Source organism: Paenibacillus sp. IITD108 (assembly GCF_036541265.1).
Lineage (GTDB): Bacteria > Bacillota > Bacilli > Paenibacillales > Paenibacillaceae > Pristimantibacillus.
Genome location: NZ_JAZHCT010000004.1, coordinates 1 through 16778, shown reverse-complemented (window position 1 = coordinate 16778; position 16778 = coordinate 1). Strand labels below are relative to the sequence as shown.

Genomic DNA, 16778 nt, shown 5'->3' with positions numbered 1-16778 from the left:
ACTAAGAAAAAATTCTCCTAATCAGGAAGGGCAAGAAGGGGCGTGATTACTATGGAGAGTAAAAGAAAAAGATCATTTGCAGCGCGTATGCATCAGCTAGTGTTTATGGGTCCGGCGACGCTATTCTTTACTGTTATAGTTGTGATTCCTTTTCTGCTTAGCATCTACTACGGCTTTACGAGCTGGAACGGAGTCACCTCCTCTGTAAGCTGGGTAGGCATCGATAACTATAAAGAAATTTTAATGAACGATGACGGATTTCGAACTTCATTTTGGTTTACCGCAAAATATATGGTCGCTGCTGTGATCCTAACGAATTTGGTTGGCTTTGGGCTGGCGCTGCTGCTTACGCAGCCGCTAAAAACACGCAATATTTTACGGACGATCTTCTTTTTGCCTAACGTTATTGGCGGTTTGCTGCTCGGCTTTATTTGGTCGTTTATATTTGTAAAAGGCTTTGCTGCCGTCGGCGACATGACGAATATCGGCTTCTTCCAGCTTCCCTGGCTTGGGACTGAGGCGACAGCCTTTTGGGGCATAGTGATTGTAAGCGTGTGGCAGCTTTCAGGGTATTTGATGATTATCTATATTGCGGCGATTATTAATGTGCCAAGCGATATGGTTGAAGCCGCCAGAATTGATGGCGCATCAAGGCTGCAAATGCTGCGCAGCATCATTATTCCGCTTATTATGCCCGCTGTTACAGTATGCTTGTTCCTTACAATTTCATGGTCGTTCAAGGTGTTTGACGTCAACCTGTCGTTAACGAAGGGCGGACCTTACGGCTCGACCGAGTCGGTTGCGCTAAACATTTATCAAGAAGCGTTCCGCAACAACCGCTATGGAATAGGTACGGCAAAAGCGCTTATTTTCTTCCTGATCGTGGCGGGTATTACTATGCTGCAAGTATATTTGACTAAGAAGAAAGAGGTGGAGGCATAATGAAAACTTATTCTGCCCGCCACTTCAGCTTGGAAATATTGGGCTTCGTGCTGGCGCTGCTATTTTTAATCCCGTTCTATTTTGTCGGCGTCAATTCAGTCAAAAGCTTTGGCGATCTGCTCAGCAATGCAGCCGGCTGGCCGGAAGCGTTTGTGTGGAGCAACTATACGAAGGTATGGAGCATTATGCGTTTTCCTAGCGCATTTACTAACTCTTTTCTAATTACTGTGCTTAGCAATATTGGGCTGATCGTCATCAGCGCGATGGCTGCTTACCGCATGGTCAGAGTTCCTTCGCGCTTTAACAATTTGATGCTGTTTCTATTTGTGGCCGCGATGGTTATCCCGTTTCAATCCATCATGATTCCTTTAGTTCGCGTAGCGAGCGAGCTTCATATTATGAACAGCATTTGGGGACTGGTTATAGCTTATTTTGGCTTTGGCGTCTCCTTGAACATTTTCTTATTCCATGGCTTCATAAAATCGATTCCCAAGGAAATTGAAGAATCTGCTGTCGTCGATGGCTGCAATACGTATGGCGTATTTTGGAAAATCATTTTTCCGCTCCTAAAGCCGATGACGGTTACGATATTAATGCTCAACACGCTTTGGATCTGGAATGACTTTCTGCTGCCGCTGCTGTTTTTATACAACCCTGAGCTTAGAACGATTCCGCTTGCAACCTATTCGTTTTTTGGCCAATATACAAAGCAGTGGGATTTGGCGCTGGCTGGGCTTGTAATGGGCATAACGCCTATTATCATATTTATGCTCGCTCTGCAGAAGCATATTATTGAAGGCATAACCGCAGGTTCTGTTAAGGGGTAAAAAAATATATTTCTGGAGGTCATTTTTATGAAAAAACTAAGTTTTTCTATCTTAATACTTGTGTTAGCAATGTCTATCGTTCTAGCTGGTTGCGGTTCTTCTAACAAGCCATCTGACAGCGAGAAAGGCAAAGATTCCGGCAAGCAGGTTACGATCAAAATGTTCCAGTTCAAGGTAGAAATTGCGGAGCAGCTGCAAAGAATGATCAAGGAATATGAATCGCTTCATCCAGGCGTGAAGATTGAAGTGGAGACGGTTGGCGGCGGGGCTGACTATGGCGCTGCGCTTAAGGCGAAATTCAACTCCAACGATAAGCCGGATATTTTCAACAACGGCGGATTTACTGATCTTGATCTTTGGATTGAGCATTTGGAGGACTTGTCGGATCAGCCTTGGGTGGAAAACTTAGTTGATGTTGCAAAAGAGCCAATGACGAAGGACGGCAAGCTGTATGGCCAAGCGTTGAACCTGGAAGGCTACGGATTTATTTATAATAAAGATTTATTTGCAAAAGCGGGCATTTCGGAAACGCCAAAAACATTAACAGAGCTGGAGGAAGCTGCCAAGAAGCTGGAAGCCGCGGGCATTACTCCTTTTGTGAACGGCTACGGCGAGTGGTGGGTGCTGGGCAATCACTTTGTGAACCTGCCGTTTGCGCACCAGGCTGACCCGGATCAATTTATTGCTGATTTGAACAGCGGCGCTGCAAAGATTACAGGCAATGAAGTATTTAAGCAGTGGACGCAGTTATTTGATCTGACGCTTAAGTATGGCGGCAAAAACCCGCTGCAAACCGATTACAATACGCAGGTTACTGATTTTGCAACAGGCAAAGCGGCGATGACACAGCAAGGCAACTGGACGCAAGTAGCTATTTCCGAGACTAGCCCGGATATCAATATTGGCTTCCTGCCGATGCCAATCAGCGATGATGCGGCAGCTATGGATAAATTGCCGGTAGGTGTTCCTAACAACTGGGTTATTCATAAAAACTCCGCGGTTAAGGAAGAGGCAAAAGCATTCCTCAACTGGATGGTCAGCTCTGAGGTAGGCCAGCGTTATATTACGGAAGAGTTTAAGTTTATTCCGGCGTTCAAAAACATCGATGCTGACGAGAGTGTGCTTGGACAGCTTGCAGCTGATATTATCGCATACAGCAAGCAGGATAAGGCGTTAAGCTGGAACTGGTTCAAATTCCCTGGCGGCGAAGCTTCCAGCAACGAGTTCGGCAATGCCATGCAGGCTTACATTAGCGGTAAATCGAATCAAGATCAGCTGCTGGAGGCGTTCCAAAAAACGTGGGAAACGTTGTCTAAGAAATAAAATGCTGGATGATTAATAAAGCGGTACGATGCTCCCTTCTGGGAAGCGTTGTACCGCTTTTTGAATGTATAGGAAAGTATAAGTTTTCACGTTTTCACCTTATACCTGTTCCTATACTTCATCGGTAAACGCGCCTCCTTCGTTCAAGCGAAGGACGGCGGAGCCGTTTATCCTTTTGTGTTCCGGAGCAAAGTGATAGTTTAATTTTCGATAAAACGTTATAACGTTATTTACTTTGAAATTATACTGTGCTATTCTATGCTTGAAATTAATGGGCGAGAAAGAGTGGAGCGCGATGAAGGGTAGCTTGCTGTTAAGCAATGCCAAGCTTGTAACAGGACAAACCGTTCAAATTTTAATTGACGGCCATGGCATAATAAGCGAATTTGAATTAGCCGGCAGCAGGAATATTTCTTTTAATGAGGAAACAGCAATTATAGATTGTACGGATATGTATGTTTCCAGCGGCTGGATTGATATGCATGTGCATGCTTTTTCCGATTTTTCTCCCTATGGCGATGAGATCGACGATATTGGCGTAAAGCAAGGTGTTACGACGATTGTTGATGCCGGCAGCTGCGGCGCTGACCGGATTGGGGAGCTGGAGGCAAAAGGAAAAGCTGCGCAGACGAATCTATTGGCGTTTTTGAATATTTCCAAAATTGGGCTTAGCCGCATAGATGAACTGTCCAGCATGGATTGGCTCGACGAGCAGCTTGTACGCAATAGCTTGCAGCAATATGCCAGCTTTATTGTCGGACTAAAAGCGCGTATGAGCAAAAGCGTTGTAGGCGCCAACGGTCTTAAGCCGCTTTATGCAGCGCGGGCGATGTCGCAGGCATTCGACATGCCTTTAATGGTACATATAGGCTCAGGACCGCCAGCTGTTGCGGATATTATTTCGTTGCTCGAACGCAAAGATATTGTGACACATTATTTGAATGGCAAAAGCAATAATTTATTTGATCTTAACGGTAAACCGCTTCGTGCCTTAATGGAAGCTATTAAACGCGGTGTTTGCCTGGATGTCGGGCACGGCAGCGCCAGCTTTTGTTTCCGGACTGCTGAAGCTGCCAAGCTGCACGGCATCCCTTTAGGAACGATCAGTACAGATATTTATCGCAAAAACAGACTGGACGGACCGGTGTATAGCTTGGCGAATGTGCTATCCAAGTTTTTATATTTAGGCTATTCGCTTCAAGAGATTATTGCTGCTGTTACAGCTCGTGCAGCAGATTGGCTGGGCAAGCCTGAACTGGGGCGAATACAGATCGGCGATCGGGCTAACTTGACGCTGTTTAGTGTAGAAAATGAGCAAATCACTTTACGAGACAGTGAAGGGGAGGAACGACTAGCAGAGCAGTCTATAATTACAAGAGGAGCGGTTGTAAATGACAACTTCATTGAATGCTAAGTATGGGCTCAAGCGAGTCATCAATGCCAGCGGGCGTATGAGTATTTTAGGTGTGTCGGCGCCAACGGACAGCGTAATGGATGCTATGAAGCACGGCGGTCAAAATTATGTGGAGATGGCTGATTTGGTCGACAAGGCAGGCGGTCATATCGCGGGTCTGGTCAAGTCTGAAGCAGCGGTTGTCGTTAATTCCGCATCCAGCGGCATTGCCCTATCTGTAGCAGCGATGATTACAGAAGGCAATTCACGCAGAAGCTTAAGGCTGCATCAGGATCCGATTGAAAAGAATGAAATTATTATGCTGAAGGGCCATAATGTCAACTACGGCGTGCCTGTTGAGACGATGATTTATTTGGGCGGCGGCAAGCTGGTCGAGGTTGGTTATGCCAATGAAGGCAAGGCCATTCATATAGAAGATGCAATTACAGAGCGGACGGCAGCTATTATATATGTCAAATCTCATCATTGTGTACAAAAAAACATGCTCTCGGAGGTTGAAGCCTGGCAGGTTGCGCAAAAAAGAAATATACCGTTTATTATCGATGCGGCGGCGGAAGAAGACTTGCAGCGTTATATACACTGCTCGGATCTTGTTATATATAGCGGTTCGAAAGCAATTGAAGGGCCTACGACTGGACTTGTATGCGGCAAGCGCAAGTATGTCGATTGGGTAAAGGTGCAGCTGCATGGTATTGGGCGCAGCATGAAGGTTGGCAAGGAAGCGATATTCGGCCTGCTGCAGGCAATGGATGAGTATATGGTGAAAGAAGACAGAAGCAGGCAGGAGAAGGAGAGGCTGCAGCAGCTTATGCCGCTGAATGAATGTAACGGTGTGCAGGTCAGCATAGTCCAGGATGAAGCGGGACGACCGATTTTTCGCGGCCGTATATCGATCGATCCGAAGCTCGCCGGAATAACGGCTGAGCAGACAGCAGCTGCGCTACAGCAAGGCGATATTGCCATTTATACACGCGATTATGGGGTGAAGCAAGGCTTCTTCGATATTGATCCACGCAGCTTGCGCGGTGATGATATAGCTATTATTGCAGCTAAAATAACAGAATTGGTCGGTGAGAACGAATGGGGAACATAAATCAGCGTTTCTATAAAGGGCGTGCGGCCCTAAATGTGCTGGCAAGCAGTGTGGAAAATGCGCAGGCAGTATTTGAAGCTGCGGAAGGGTATGTTTTAGTTGGAGTGCTGTCCAAGGATTATCCGACAGTTGAGGCGGCAGTAGCAGCTATGATCAATTACGGCCAAAAAATTGATGGCGCGGTTTCCATTGGGCTCGGCGCGGGCGACAATCGCCAGGCTGCGATCGTTGCTGAAATTGCGAAGCATTATGCAGGCAGCCATATTAATCAGGTATTTCCGGCAGTAGGCGCTACGCGTGCGAATCTTGACTCCAAGGAAAGCTGGATTAACAGCCTTGTATCGCCATCGGGCCGAGTCGGTTTTGTTGATATTTCAACAGGGCCATACAGCGCCGCAGAAGTGGAAAAGGCAATTGTGCCGGTACGTTCAGCGATTGGGCTTGTACGAGATATGGGCGGCAATGCGCTTAAGTATTTCCCGATGGGCGGACTCGAGCGCGAGCAGGAATATCGCGCAGTCGCACAGGCTTGCGGCGAAGCGCAATTTGCGCTTGAGCCGACTGGCGGCATCGATATGGATAATTTCGCCGACATACTGCAAATTGCACTGGAAGCTAAGGTGCCGCAGGTGATCCCTCACGTGTACAGCTCTATTATTGATAAAGCTACCGGCAAAACTAATATTGAGAAGGTGCGTGAACTGACTAGGATCATGAAGCAGCTGGTGGATCAGTATGAGTAAAAAGATAGCATCCTTTGGCGAAGTAATGATGCGGTTGGAGGTTCCTGGCTACGGGCTGCTGTCTCAAGGAAGTACGCTTAACTATTCCTTTTCGGGAACTGGCGTTAACGTCGCCTCGGCTTTGAGCCGGTACGGCCATACGGGCTATATGATTACTACGCTGCCCGATAACCCGCTTGGCGATGCTGCGCTAAGCTATTTGCAGAAGCTCGGCATTAATATGTCATTGGCTCAGAGGGGCGGGTGCTATATAGGCTCTTATTTTTTAGAAAATGGCTTTGGTGCAAGGCCGAGCCGCGTCACGTATACGAACAGGCTGGAAAGCAGCTTTAATACAGCGGATGGCGCTAGTTATTCTTTTACAGCCCTGGCTGACAGCATTGACGCTGTTTCATTTTGCGGCATTACACTGGCGATGAATGACAATGTGCGAAGGCAAATGAAGCAATTGGCGGCGGCAGTCAAGCAGAAGGGCGGCAACGTTATATTTGATTGCAACTATCGCCCGTCGTTATGGGGGAAAGACGGCTATGAAGCCGCTCGGCCCCATTATGAGGAAATGCTGCAGCTGGCGGATATTGTGCTTATGAATGAAAAGGACGCTTTGCATGTGCTTGGAATGCAGAGCCAAGCAGAAGCGCGCAAGGAGCAGCTGCTAGAGCTTATTCCGCAAGTGGCAAAAGCCTATCATATCGCTGTTATAGCTGGTACTCAGCGTACGATCCATCCAGACAATACTCATTCGCTGTTAGGCTATATTTATAGGGAACAAGCTTTTTCCTTTGCAGATGCGAACCGCTTTGCTGTTTATGATAGAATTGGTGCAGGCGATGCTTTTACTAGCGGCATCGTGCATGGCGTGCTGGAGCAGCTGGCTTCCGGCGAAATTATCGCATTTGCAGTCGCAGCCGGCATGCTGGCTCATACCGTCGCGGGCGATACGCCTATGGCAAACGTACATGATATTAACCAGGCTGCAGCTTATGCTATGAACCAAACAGTAAGAGATATTGAGAGGTAATGGACGATGAAGCTGAATCAGGAAAAGGGCGCTTTATATTTGCAAATAAAAAATATTATGAAGGACCGTATTTTGCACGGTGTCTATCCGCTTCATTCGAATTTCCCTTCGGAGCCTGAGCTGGCTGAGGAATTCAAGGTGAGCCGGATCACTGTTCGCAATGCAGTCAAAGAGCTTGTGCAGGAAGGCTTTCTCGAAACGAAAAGCGGCAAGCGCACAAAAATTATTCGCAATGATGCGATTGCCGGGCGCATTAAAGGGAAGCGATTCACGGAATTGCTCGAAGAGAAAGGGCATAAGCTCGAGAAGGAATGGCTGTCGGCTTCTATCGAGCATAATGCGCAACAGTCCGAGGTGTATGAGCTATTCGGTGAGCAGAGCGTGCGAATCGAGCGGATTTATTATTTGGACGAGGCGCCGTATACACATTTTACGCATTATTTATCCGCAGATCTAAGCAGCATCGGCCTGGAGCAATTAAATAGCCAGTCCTTGTATGAGCTAATTAAAGAGCAGAATATAATGCTAATGAAATTCCAGGATCAATTCGCCGTAGAGGCAGCTCCGGCTGAGGTAGCGGCATATTTACAGGTAAGCGAGCAGACGATGCTGCTTAAGCGTCTGCGTTTTTCCTATGATGAGAACGGGGAATTAATAGAATACAGTGTGGCGTATTACAACACTGTCATCATGCCCTATCATATTGATTATATTTAAATTTTTTAATAATCATATTAGAACAGGATATCTTCCTGTATAATTATGGACAGCGAATAATTTAATAGGCAAAATTACCGAAAGGTAATGACGCAAAGCTACAGGGGCTAAAGTCATTTCGACCATGCCAGCCAGTTGCCGATAGAGTGATGAAGCATGAGCTTATCTATTTGCAACTGGATAAGCTCTTTTTTTTGTGCCTGTTAAGCGTTTCGCAGCAATCGCATGAAAACAATAGAGGAGATGATGTCAACATGAAAAAAATGCGTCTACTGACAAAGCTGATGATTTGCATGGTGCTAATGCTTTCCTTTGCAGGGCATAGCTTTGCGCAGGAGCAGACAGCAGAAGAGAATGAGCAGCAAAGGGATGAAATTATATTTGAATTCAACGATTCTGCTGAGGCAAGCTGGGCTAATCAAGCCATTGGCTTTATGAAGTATAAACAAATATTGTCCGGATACGAGGATGGCAGCTTCCGTCCTAATAAGCCTGTCAGCCGTATTGAAGCTGTCGTGACAGCTGTTCGCCTGATGGGGCTGGAGGAGCAAGCGAAGGCTAAAACCGAAGGCGGAAAGCTGCTATTTGCCGATGCGCAGAAGATCGATAAACAGTACAAATGGGCAAGAGGATACATTATCGTTGCGCTTGAAAAAGGCTTGTTCGATACGTCCGAGAGCAAGCTGGACCCGGAAAAGCCGGCTAGCCGCGTATGGGTTTCTTCTTTATTAGTAAAAGCGCTTGGACTTCAGGAAGAGGCGCTTGCGCTTATGTCGGTAGAGCCGGATTTCAAAGATGTGAAGGCAATTCCCGCCGGTTCGATCGGATATGTGAATGTAGCAGTTAAGCAAGGCATTATTTCCGGTTATCCGGATGAAACGTTCAAGCCGCAACGCAGTGTGACGCGCGCAGAGCTTGCTTCTTTGCTGGAGCGTACTGGTGAAAACCTGCAGGAGCAAGACGGTTCTGTAACGGTAACAGGAAAAGTTGTAAGTGTGGAAGCTGACAGTACGAATAATAAGCTTATTAAAATGGTTGTAAAAAGCTTCAACGGCGATACGCTGACTTATACGATTGCAGCAGACTTTCCTGTAGCATTCCATGATCGTTTTATTACAGCAGCAGGAATACTTGCAGGCGACAACGTAGTGCTAATGAGCAAGAATGGTGTAATATGGAAGGCCGGCATTATTAGTAAAGAGTATGCAGACGAGGCGGCAGCAGGCATTAATGAGCTTGAAGTAAAGCTAATCAATGACCGCAAAACAGGCATCGAGCTGGAGTACAAGAGCAATATGGGTAAAGTAAAAGCAGAAATTGAAATGTGGAGCAATGGCAAAAAAGAAAAGCTGAAAGGTGCCGCAGCTGTCGAGGAGCTGAAAACCTTCCTTAAGGAAGCGAATTTAACGCCTCAATTATCTAAGGAGGAAATTCAAGCTCGGATATTGCAAGCTCTTGGTGTAAAAGACAGCAGCTACGAGCGTTTAGAAATTGAAGTGAAGTTTTCGAATGGCAGCAAAATAGAGATTGACTCAAAACATAAGCAGGAATCAAATAAAGAAGAAGCGAAATATGGCATTAAAGAGTTTGAGCTTGAATTGAAGCAGAAGGATGGAACAAAGCTTAAAGCGGAGTACAGCTTCAACGATGGCAAGTCCATGTCCAATATAGAGTTCGGCTCTAAGAAGCTTTCTGCTGAAGCAGCTGAACAGTCATTTGCTAAGCTGTTTGAGCAGGCTGTATGGACGGACGGCATGAGCAAGGCTGATGCTTTGCAGGCGGTGCTGAAGCATTTTGAGGTGCAAGAAGCTGATTTGACTGATGTTGAGCTGGAAATCAAGTTTTCTAGCGGCAAAAAGCTAGAGGTTGATTACGAAAAAGACAGTAAAGATAGAAATCATAGTAAGGATAAAGAAGATAAGCAAAAATAATGATTTCATCTTAACAAGGGCTTCCCAATGGCGGGCAAGATTCATATCTTGCACCGCCTTTTTTCGTTTCAAACACTGATAAAAATGGCGTTTTTCTTTATATGCAGCAGTTGTTCACGAAGTTTCTAAAATTTTGTGACAGGTTTGTGACGCTTTCAAGTATCTATACAATTAATAGTAACAATAAGTTATTATATTTGAAGCAACTAAGAATGATTCTCAATATAATTTGAGATTCATTAAAATATAAGAATTTATAAGTTTAAGAGCTTATAGTGTTCTTCCGCTATTCATTACATTTTAGGCGAGAGAGGTGAAAAAGTAGTTGTCAGTTCGTGCAAGGAAGCCAGCTAATGTGATATTGGCAGCCGTCATCTGCCTTATAGCAGCTGCGGTGCTTTTTACAAAGGTTGAGGCGGCTTCTGATCTTAAAGACGGGTCATATTTGATCGATTATACCGTATTGCAAGCGGATAGTGATTCTGTATCGATCGCGAATGATTATTTCCAGAAGAAAGCGGCCTTGTTTGTTAAAGGCGGCAAAAAGTATATTGAGCTGAATGTGACGCATAGCGAGTGGGTTAAAACGCTGCAGGCTGCTGATGGAGAAGCTTTCACGGATGTAGTAATCATTAGTGAGGATAGGGAAAATGATTCGCGGCTTGTAACCTTTAAAGCCGGCGATAATTTAGCAGAGCCGGTGTTGATGCAAATGCATATTCAAATCGACTCTTTGAATTATAACCATAAGTATACGGTAAAGTTTCAATTTGACAGCTCGACGATTGAAGCAGCTGATTTGACACAATCGATTTCAAGCCTTTCAAAACCGCCAGGCTCAACAAATTACACTGCGATGGCATTAGCTGCAGTAGTGGGGGTCGTCGTTATAGCCGCAGTCATGATTGTTTTACGCAAGCGGCGGACGGGCAATTAGCTTTAAAAAATCAAAAGCAAATATCGCATACAAAAAAGGAGAAACGTTCATGAAAAAGCAAATCACAATATTTTTAACTGCATTTCTAGCATTATTTATAGCTTTGCCTGTGCTTCAAGCTGGGGCAGCTGACAGCAAGGCGGCAGATGGAGAGACGGCTATTACATTGGCTGTTCTTAAGGATAAGAGCGATGAGGCTTCTGCTACAGGTCAATACATAGACAGTGCGGCAAAATGGATCGTTGAAGACGGCAAATCCTACGTTGTAGCTACACTGAAAAGCAGCAAATGGTGGGAGTCATTTAAAGTGCAAGAGACCCAACCAGGCTCCTTCGAGGATAATAACTTTGTAGACGTTGAGGTGCTGAGCTCAGACGAGGCTGCCGATACACGTACAGTTAAATTTGCAGTTCCGGATATCAATCAAGTGCTGAATGCCAAAATTCATATCATCGTAACGGGCGTTCCAGGCGTTGGCTCTTACGATAACAGCTATGATATTCGTTTGAAATTTACTGGTGAAGACAAGGGCGAAGAGACAGGCAAGGAAGACGGCGAGAACGGCAATGGAGAAACTCCAGCTAAGCCGGCATTGAAGGATGGCGAATATACAATCAATTTTGAAGCTTTGCATGAAAAAGAGGATAAGGCTTCCTCCATGGGCAGATATATTGCAGCACCAGCTTCACTTACCGTTAAAGATGGAAAAAATATTGTGGCTTTCACGTTGACAAACAACGAACAAATTAAACAGTTCCAGGTAGAAAAAGCAGGTGAGCTTGTTGACAGCACTGTAGTAAGTGTGGATGAAGCTGCCAATACAAGAGTTGTATCCTTTGAGGTAGAAAACTTTTCAGCGATCGTAAATGCCAAGGTTCAAGTATATGTAGCAGCACAGGATTATACAGGCAATCATATGATTAGACTTTCTTTTGATGCAAAAAGTGTAAAAGAAGTAAAAGCGCCAGTAGAGGTTGCTTTTGAAGATATTGATTCCTCCTGGGCAAAAGAGTATATCGTGTCGCTTGCTTCGCAAGGTAAAATTAAAGGGTTGTCCGACACTAAATTCAGCCCGGGTACAGCGATTACTAGAGCGCAATTTACAGTTATGCTTGCTAGAGTGCTAGAGCTTCCGACGACTTCTTACGAGGGCGCATTTGCCGATGTGACAGAGAAGCTGGATTGGGCAGTATTAGAAATCGAAGCTGCACATCGCGCTGGTATCGTTCAAGGAAGCAACTCCAGCTTTAAGCCAAGCGATGCTATTTCTCGCGAGCAAATGGTAACGATGATTGTGAGAGCAATTGAAAAAGTAAATGCTGATTTGCTGAAGGATGTTCAAGGCAGCCTGGATTTTGCTGACAGCGCAGCCATTCAAGATTATGCGAAAAACAACGTTGAGCTTGCTGTAGGGTTAGGCATTATTGATGGCAAGGTTGTTAACGGAAAAACTGTATTCGCACCAAAGGATATTGCGACTCGCGCTCAAGCTTCGAAAATGATTTATCAGCTGCTAGAGACGATTAAATAGAAGGCCAACTGCACCGGCAGCATGAATTTTCGTGTTGCCGGTGTTGGCATGCTTATGCATGGACTTTCATGTGCACTAGAATGGCTTACTTTTTAATGGAGATGTGATAATGAAAAGGATTAATAAACGACTGGCTTTATTGTTTTTGTATATCGTTATAGCAGCAGCGGCGGCTTTTCCGCAGGGTGCATTTGCTGCCCGACAGTTTGAGGACGGTGAGTATTCCGTTCCGTTTGAAGTATTAAAAAGCTCCGGCAATGAAACCTCAGCTACAAATGAATATATGGTTACACCAGCCAAAATCAAGGTGGAAAAAGGTGAGCTTCATGCTATCGTAACGTTGAAAAACAGCACCTGGTGGAAGGAATTCAAAGTGGCGTCCGGAAGTTCTTACGCAGACGTGACGAAGCTCAGCGAAGATACCGAGAAGGAAACGAGGGTCGTGACGTTTAAAATAACGGATATTGAGCAGCCCCTGCCTGCCAAGCTTCATATTGTCGTTACAGGAATACCGGGCTTCGAATATGACAATAAGTACGATATCCGCTTTAAGTTTGACTACAGCAAGCTTACTGAGAAAAAAGCAGCTGCCGAACAGACTAAGCCACCTGTGACAGATTCAAAACATAATGAATCCAAACCAACTACGGATTCAAAGGCAACGACAGCTCCGCCTGTGCCTGGGTCCAAGCAGCCGCAGGCAGAAGCGACGAAAGCGCCGGCAGAGACGGCAAAGCCGTCAGCAAAGCCGCAAGAAACGGCATCTCCGTCGCCAAGCGCCGAGGTGAAGAACGAAGCTGGGGCAGGACAAACGGACGGTCAAGAGCCGCAAAAGACGCCGGAAAGCACGAGTGCACAAGGCGCAACCGGTAATGAAAGCTCGGAGGATACCGTAGTACAGGAAGTTGCGGATACGGAGCAACGCGGTTCGCAAACCGGAACCGATAATGAGGCAGCCGCGGCAGGCGGAACGAGCGCTGCAGAATCGAGCACCCAGCAGTCTGAAGAAAGCAAGTCGGCTGTCGGTATATATATTTCAGTCGCAGTTATTTTGATCGTGCTGGCCGCTGCGCTAGTGCTTATGAAATATCGAAACAGCAAGCAGCGGCAATAGATTATTAAGCCGCTGCAAGCAAGCGCTGCAAGAGGAGTTATGAATTATGAAAAAAATTATCGGCATGATAAGCCTGTTAATACTGCTGTCAGGCTGTGCGGGAGAGAGCAAGCCGGCAGAAAGCAATTCTCCGGAAAGCAAGCCAGTACAGCAAGCAGTCCAGCCGGAGGGCGATCGGATTGTCGCTACAACGGTTGCGATTACTGAAATTATGGATGCGCTTGAAATCGATTTAGTAGGAATTCCATCGAGTTATAAGGATCTGCCGGAGCGCTATAAGGGCGTTAAAGAAATAGGCAATCCGATGAGTCCGGATATGGAATTGCTGTTGTCGCTGAAGCCTACAGAAATAATGTCTGTTACTACTTTGGAATACGATTTGAAGTCATTGTTTGAGCAGCGTAGTATTACGACGAGTTATCTCGATTTTACGAGCCTCGATTCGATGCTGTCTGAAATTAAAGCGATAGGCGAGAAATATAACCGTACCGTGCAGGCTAATGCAATCGTGCAAAGCTTCGACAATAAGCTTGCTGAAATAGACAAAAAGGTTGAAGGCAAGCCATCGCCAACGGTCTTGATTCTGCTCGGCATTCCAGGAAGCTACTTGGTAGCAACTGAGCATTCCTATATTGGCGATTTGGTGAAGCGCAGCGGCGGCACAAACGTTATTTCAGGAGAAAAAGTGGAGTTTCTTGCTTCCAATACAGAGTATTTGCAGCAGGCGAATCCCGATATTATTTTGCGGGCTGCTCATGGTATGCCAGATGAGGTTATTCAAATGTTTGATGAGGAGTTCCGCACGAATAACATCTGGAAGCATTTCAACGCTGTGAAAAATGGCAGAGTATATGATCTGGAAGAAACGCTATTCGGCACAACAGGCAATTTGGCAGCGGCTGAAGCGCTTGATCAGCTGCAGCAGATGCTGTATCCGGAATGATTATGAATCAGATGAAGGGCGTCACAGAGCAATGAATAAAACAACGATCAGTTTTGTTAGTGTAGCCTTGCTGCTAGTTATCGTAACGATATACTCTGGCATGACAGGCAGCATCAAGGTTAGTGTTATAGAGTTTATTGGGGGCTTGTTCGGCGGCGATAACGATCAGATGGCCATTATTAAGGATTTGCGCTTCCCGCGTATTATAATTGCCCTATTTGCAGGCGCATGCTTGTCTGTTTCCGGTGTATTGCTGCAAGCCGTCATGCGCAATCCGCTTGCCGAGCCCGGCATTATCGGTGTCTCGGCAGGCGCCGGGTTTGTGTCTCTGCTTGCAGTATCTATATTTCCGGCCGTATTCTTTTTTGCGCCGCTGTTTGCGTTTTTAGGCGGGATGCTGGCTTTTATTTTAGTGTATACACTCTCTTGGAAATCCGGGCTTAATCCGCTGCGTATGATTTTAACGGGTATAGCTATCAATGCTTTATTTACAGGGCTGGGCCAGACGCTTGGGTTCGGTGGAAATGCGATGGTTATCTCGATGAGCCAAAATTTAACGGCATCGCTCGCTATGAAGAAATGGACCGATGTGGACAGCATCGTATTATTTGGTTCCATGGGGCTTATTCTTTCGTTATTCGTCGCGGGGTGGTGCAACTATTTGCTGCTGGAAGAGAAAACAGCGAAAAGCCTAGGCATACGCGTTAATCTGCTGCGCTGGATCATCTCTTTAATCGCTGTTCTGCTTGCTTCAATCGCGACTGCTGTAGCTGGCATATTCACCTTTGTCGGCTTGCTTGTACCGCATATCAGCAGGCTGCTGGTCGGCTCGAACTACAAAGCGCTCATCCCGTTTTCTGCTATGGCTGGCGCGCTGCTTATTCTGCTGGCCGATACGCTGGGACGCACGCTTATGCCGCCTCATGAAATCCCGGCTTCAGTCATTATAGCTATTATTGGCGGGCCCTTCTTAATATTTTTGCTGAGAAGAAGTGATCGTTATGGAAATTAACAATATAAGCTTTTCGTATTCGGGCAAAATTAAAACGCTGCATGACGTTACGGGTTCTATAGAGCTGGGCAAAGTTACGACCATTATTGGGCCTAACGGCAGCGGCAAATCGACGCTGCTCGACGTGATGTCCAATCACGCTGTGCCAGATGCAGGGCGAGTCTTGCTGGATGGCAAAACGCTGACAGATTTTCGTCCGAAGGAGCTTGCCAGGAGGCTGGCGATCGTGCACCAGCATAACTCGGCGCCAGCTGATTTGACGGTGGAGAAGCTGGTCAGCTACGGCAGAATTCCGCATCGCCAAATGTTTGCGCAGCAGTCAGAGCAGGATGCTGAGGCCGTGGAGCAGGCGCTGGCGCGTACCAATTTGCTGGGCAAGCGGAAGGCGAGCATTGCAGCTTTATCCGGGGGCGAGAAGCAGCGGGTATGGATTGCGGTTGCCCTGGCTCAGAGCACGCCTTATCTTTTTTTGGATGAGCCTACTACTTATCTCGATATATACTATCAATACGAAGTGCTGGAGCTGGTTAAATCGCTCAATGAACAGCACGGGATGACGATTGTGATGGTGCTGCATGACATGAATCAGTCTATCCGTTATAGCGATTGTATAATCGCGATGAAAAATGGCCGCATTCTCGCTATGGGCGCGCCGCAGGACGTCATTACAGCAGAAACAGTAAAGTCACTCTATGGCGTAGAGGTTATCATCAAAAATGATGCGGATGCAGGCATGTACATGGTGCCGATTGGGTTGTCGTAGTACGGGTTTCTAGAGGGAGTCGATTGCAATTTCTGAGTTGTTAGCCGCAGCATCTGCAGGAAGACCGTCCATATGCCTAACTGTATTTTCTGTAGTTAGTTTTGCTCTTTTTTGGCTATTTGGCACCTTTAGATGCAAGGGAAATGGGGGGAATGAAGGAACTAGATACATGAAATGTACTTAGACGCAACGCCTCGCCACCATGCACGTAATGCAGGCAAACCAATGAGTTTGCCGTTGTTATCTATTGAGGTTTCTCAACAGACAAACGCCCGGACAAAAGTCCGGGCGTTTTTTACACCTTTAAGCCATTCTCAATTTCTAACGAATCGAGGAAGCGTTATTCGGCCGAAAAAGCCACTTTTTAAAATCTAACGAAGATAAACGATCTTATTGATGCTTAAAGACGCCTAAAACAGTAGTTTGTTCACAGATAGCGCACGTACGATTCGTTACAAAGTTTACAA

Annotated in this window: 15 protein-coding genes and 1 riboswitch; all 15 genes read left to right on the top strand. The window is 46.1% G+C overall.

Annotated features, from left to right (window positions below; genetic code table 11):
• The first annotated feature begins 51 nt into the window (after window positions 1-51).
• A complete protein-coding gene (locus V1L65_RS04460) occupies window positions 52-942 on the top strand; it encodes a carbohydrate ABC transporter permease (RefSeq protein WP_331697876.1) in 891 nt (296 codons plus the stop codon).
• On the top strand, window positions 942-1769 hold the full coding sequence (locus tag V1L65_RS04455) for a carbohydrate ABC transporter permease (protein ID WP_331697875.1): 828 nt from the start codon (window positions 942-944) through the stop codon (window positions 1767-1769). The genes V1L65_RS04460 and V1L65_RS04455 overlap by 1 nt, the downstream gene beginning before the upstream one ends.
• Before the next feature lie 27 nt (window positions 1770-1796).
• Entirely contained in the window at window positions 1797-3092 is a 1296-nt protein-coding gene (locus V1L65_RS04450; RefSeq protein ID WP_331697874.1) for an ABC transporter substrate-binding protein, read from the top strand.
• Between the two features lie 295 nt (window positions 3093-3387).
• Window positions 3388-4506 carry an amidohydrolase/deacetylase family metallohydrolase gene (locus V1L65_RS04445; RefSeq protein ID WP_331697873.1) on the top strand — a complete coding sequence of 373 codons (1119 nt, stop codon included), beginning with the start codon at window positions 3388-3390 and terminating at the stop codon, window positions 4504-4506.
• A complete protein-coding gene (locus V1L65_RS04440; RefSeq protein ID WP_331697871.1) occupies window positions 4484-5599 on the top strand; it encodes a DgaE family pyridoxal phosphate-dependent ammonia lyase in 1116 nt (371 codons plus the stop codon). Before V1L65_RS04445 ends, V1L65_RS04440 begins: the two co-directional genes overlap by 23 nt.
• Window positions 5587-6342 carry a 2-dehydro-3-deoxy-phosphogluconate aldolase gene (gene dagF / locus V1L65_RS04435; protein ID WP_331697870.1) on the top strand — a complete coding sequence of 252 codons (756 nt, stop codon included), beginning with the start codon at window positions 5587-5589 and terminating at the stop codon, window positions 6340-6342. Before V1L65_RS04440 ends, dagF begins: the two co-directional genes overlap by 13 nt.
• A complete protein-coding gene (locus tag V1L65_RS04430) occupies window positions 6335-7363 on the top strand; it encodes a sugar kinase (RefSeq protein WP_331697868.1) in 1029 nt (342 codons plus the stop codon). Before dagF ends, V1L65_RS04430 begins: the two co-directional genes overlap by 8 nt.
• Window positions 7364-7369: 6 nt before the next feature.
• On the top strand, window positions 7370-8080 hold the full coding sequence (locus V1L65_RS04425; protein ID WP_331697867.1) for a GntR family transcriptional regulator: 711 nt from the start codon (window positions 7370-7372) through the stop codon (window positions 8078-8080).
• A gap of 57 nt (window positions 8081-8137) precedes the next feature.
• A riboswitch (cyclic di-GMP riboswitch) is annotated at window positions 8138-8223 on the top strand.
• Window positions 8224-8334: 111 nt separating this feature from the next.
• Entirely contained in the window at window positions 8335-10011 is a 1677-nt protein-coding gene (locus tag V1L65_RS04420) for an S-layer homology domain-containing protein (RefSeq protein WP_331697866.1), read from the top strand.
• Window positions 10012-10336: 325 nt separating this feature from the next.
• The gene (locus V1L65_RS04415) at window positions 10337-10948 is read left to right on the top strand and encodes an NEAT domain-containing protein (protein ID WP_331697865.1); all 612 of its coding nucleotides are present in this window, start codon (window positions 10337-10339) and stop codon (window positions 10946-10948) included.
• Between the two features lie 49 nt (window positions 10949-10997).
• Entirely contained in the window at window positions 10998-12479 is a 1482-nt protein-coding gene (locus V1L65_RS04410; protein ID WP_331697864.1) for an NEAT domain-containing protein, read from the top strand.
• Window positions 12480-12588: 109 nt separating this feature from the next.
• The gene (locus V1L65_RS04405) at window positions 12589-13593 is read left to right on the top strand and encodes an NEAT domain-containing protein (protein ID WP_331697863.1); all 1005 of its coding nucleotides are present in this window, start codon (window positions 12589-12591) and stop codon (window positions 13591-13593) included.
• Between the two features lie 46 nt (window positions 13594-13639).
• Complete coding sequence (gene isdE / locus V1L65_RS04400; protein ID WP_331697862.1) at window positions 13640-14536, top strand: heme ABC transporter substrate-binding protein IsdE; 897 nt, start codon at window positions 13640-13642, stop codon at window positions 14534-14536.
• 31 nt (window positions 14537-14567) lie between these two features.
• Window positions 14568-15548, top strand: coding sequence for a FecCD family ABC transporter permease (locus tag V1L65_RS04395; protein WP_331698080.1), 981 nt, complete (start codon window positions 14568-14570; stop codon window positions 15546-15548).
• On the top strand, window positions 15538-16311 hold the full coding sequence (locus tag V1L65_RS04390) for an ABC transporter ATP-binding protein (RefSeq protein WP_331697861.1): 774 nt from the start codon (window positions 15538-15540) through the stop codon (window positions 16309-16311). The genes V1L65_RS04395 and V1L65_RS04390 overlap by 11 nt, the downstream gene beginning before the upstream one ends.
• The last annotated feature ends 467 nt before the right edge of the window (window positions 16312-16778 follow it).

Coding starts and splice junctions, on each gene's coding strand:
- V1L65_RS04460 (WP_331697876.1), top strand. CDS start 52: ATGGAGAGTAAAAGAAAAAGATCATTTGCAGCGCGTATGCATCAGCTA.
- V1L65_RS04455 (WP_331697875.1), top strand. CDS start 942: ATGAAAACTTATTCTGCCCGCCACTTCAGCTTGGAAATATTGGGCTTC.
- V1L65_RS04450 (WP_331697874.1), top strand. CDS start 1,797: ATGAAAAAACTAAGTTTTTCTATCTTAATACTTGTGTTAGCAATGTCT.
- V1L65_RS04445 (WP_331697873.1), top strand. CDS start 3,388: ATGAAGGGTAGCTTGCTGTTAAGCAATGCCAAGCTTGTAACAGGACAA.
- V1L65_RS04440 (WP_331697871.1), top strand. CDS start 4,484: ATGACAACTTCATTGAATGCTAAGTATGGGCTCAAGCGAGTCATCAAT.
- dagF (WP_331697870.1), top strand. CDS start 5,587: ATGGGGAACATAAATCAGCGTTTCTATAAAGGGCGTGCGGCCCTAAAT.
- V1L65_RS04430 (WP_331697868.1), top strand. CDS start 6,335: ATGAGTAAAAAGATAGCATCCTTTGGCGAAGTAATGATGCGGTTGGAG.
- V1L65_RS04425 (WP_331697867.1), top strand. CDS start 7,370: ATGAAGCTGAATCAGGAAAAGGGCGCTTTATATTTGCAAATAAAAAAT.
- V1L65_RS04420 (WP_331697866.1), top strand. CDS start 8,335: ATGAAAAAAATGCGTCTACTGACAAAGCTGATGATTTGCATGGTGCTA.
- V1L65_RS04410 (WP_331697864.1), top strand. CDS start 10,998: ATGAAAAAGCAAATCACAATATTTTTAACTGCATTTCTAGCATTATTT.
- V1L65_RS04405 (WP_331697863.1), top strand. CDS start 12,589: ATGAAAAGGATTAATAAACGACTGGCTTTATTGTTTTTGTATATCGTT.
- isdE (WP_331697862.1), top strand. CDS start 13,640: ATGAAAAAAATTATCGGCATGATAAGCCTGTTAATACTGCTGTCAGGC.
- V1L65_RS04395 (WP_331698080.1), top strand. CDS start 14,568: ATGAATAAAACAACGATCAGTTTTGTTAGTGTAGCCTTGCTGCTAGTT.
- V1L65_RS04390 (WP_331697861.1), top strand. CDS start 15,538: ATGGAAATTAACAATATAAGCTTTTCGTATTCGGGCAAAATTAAAACG.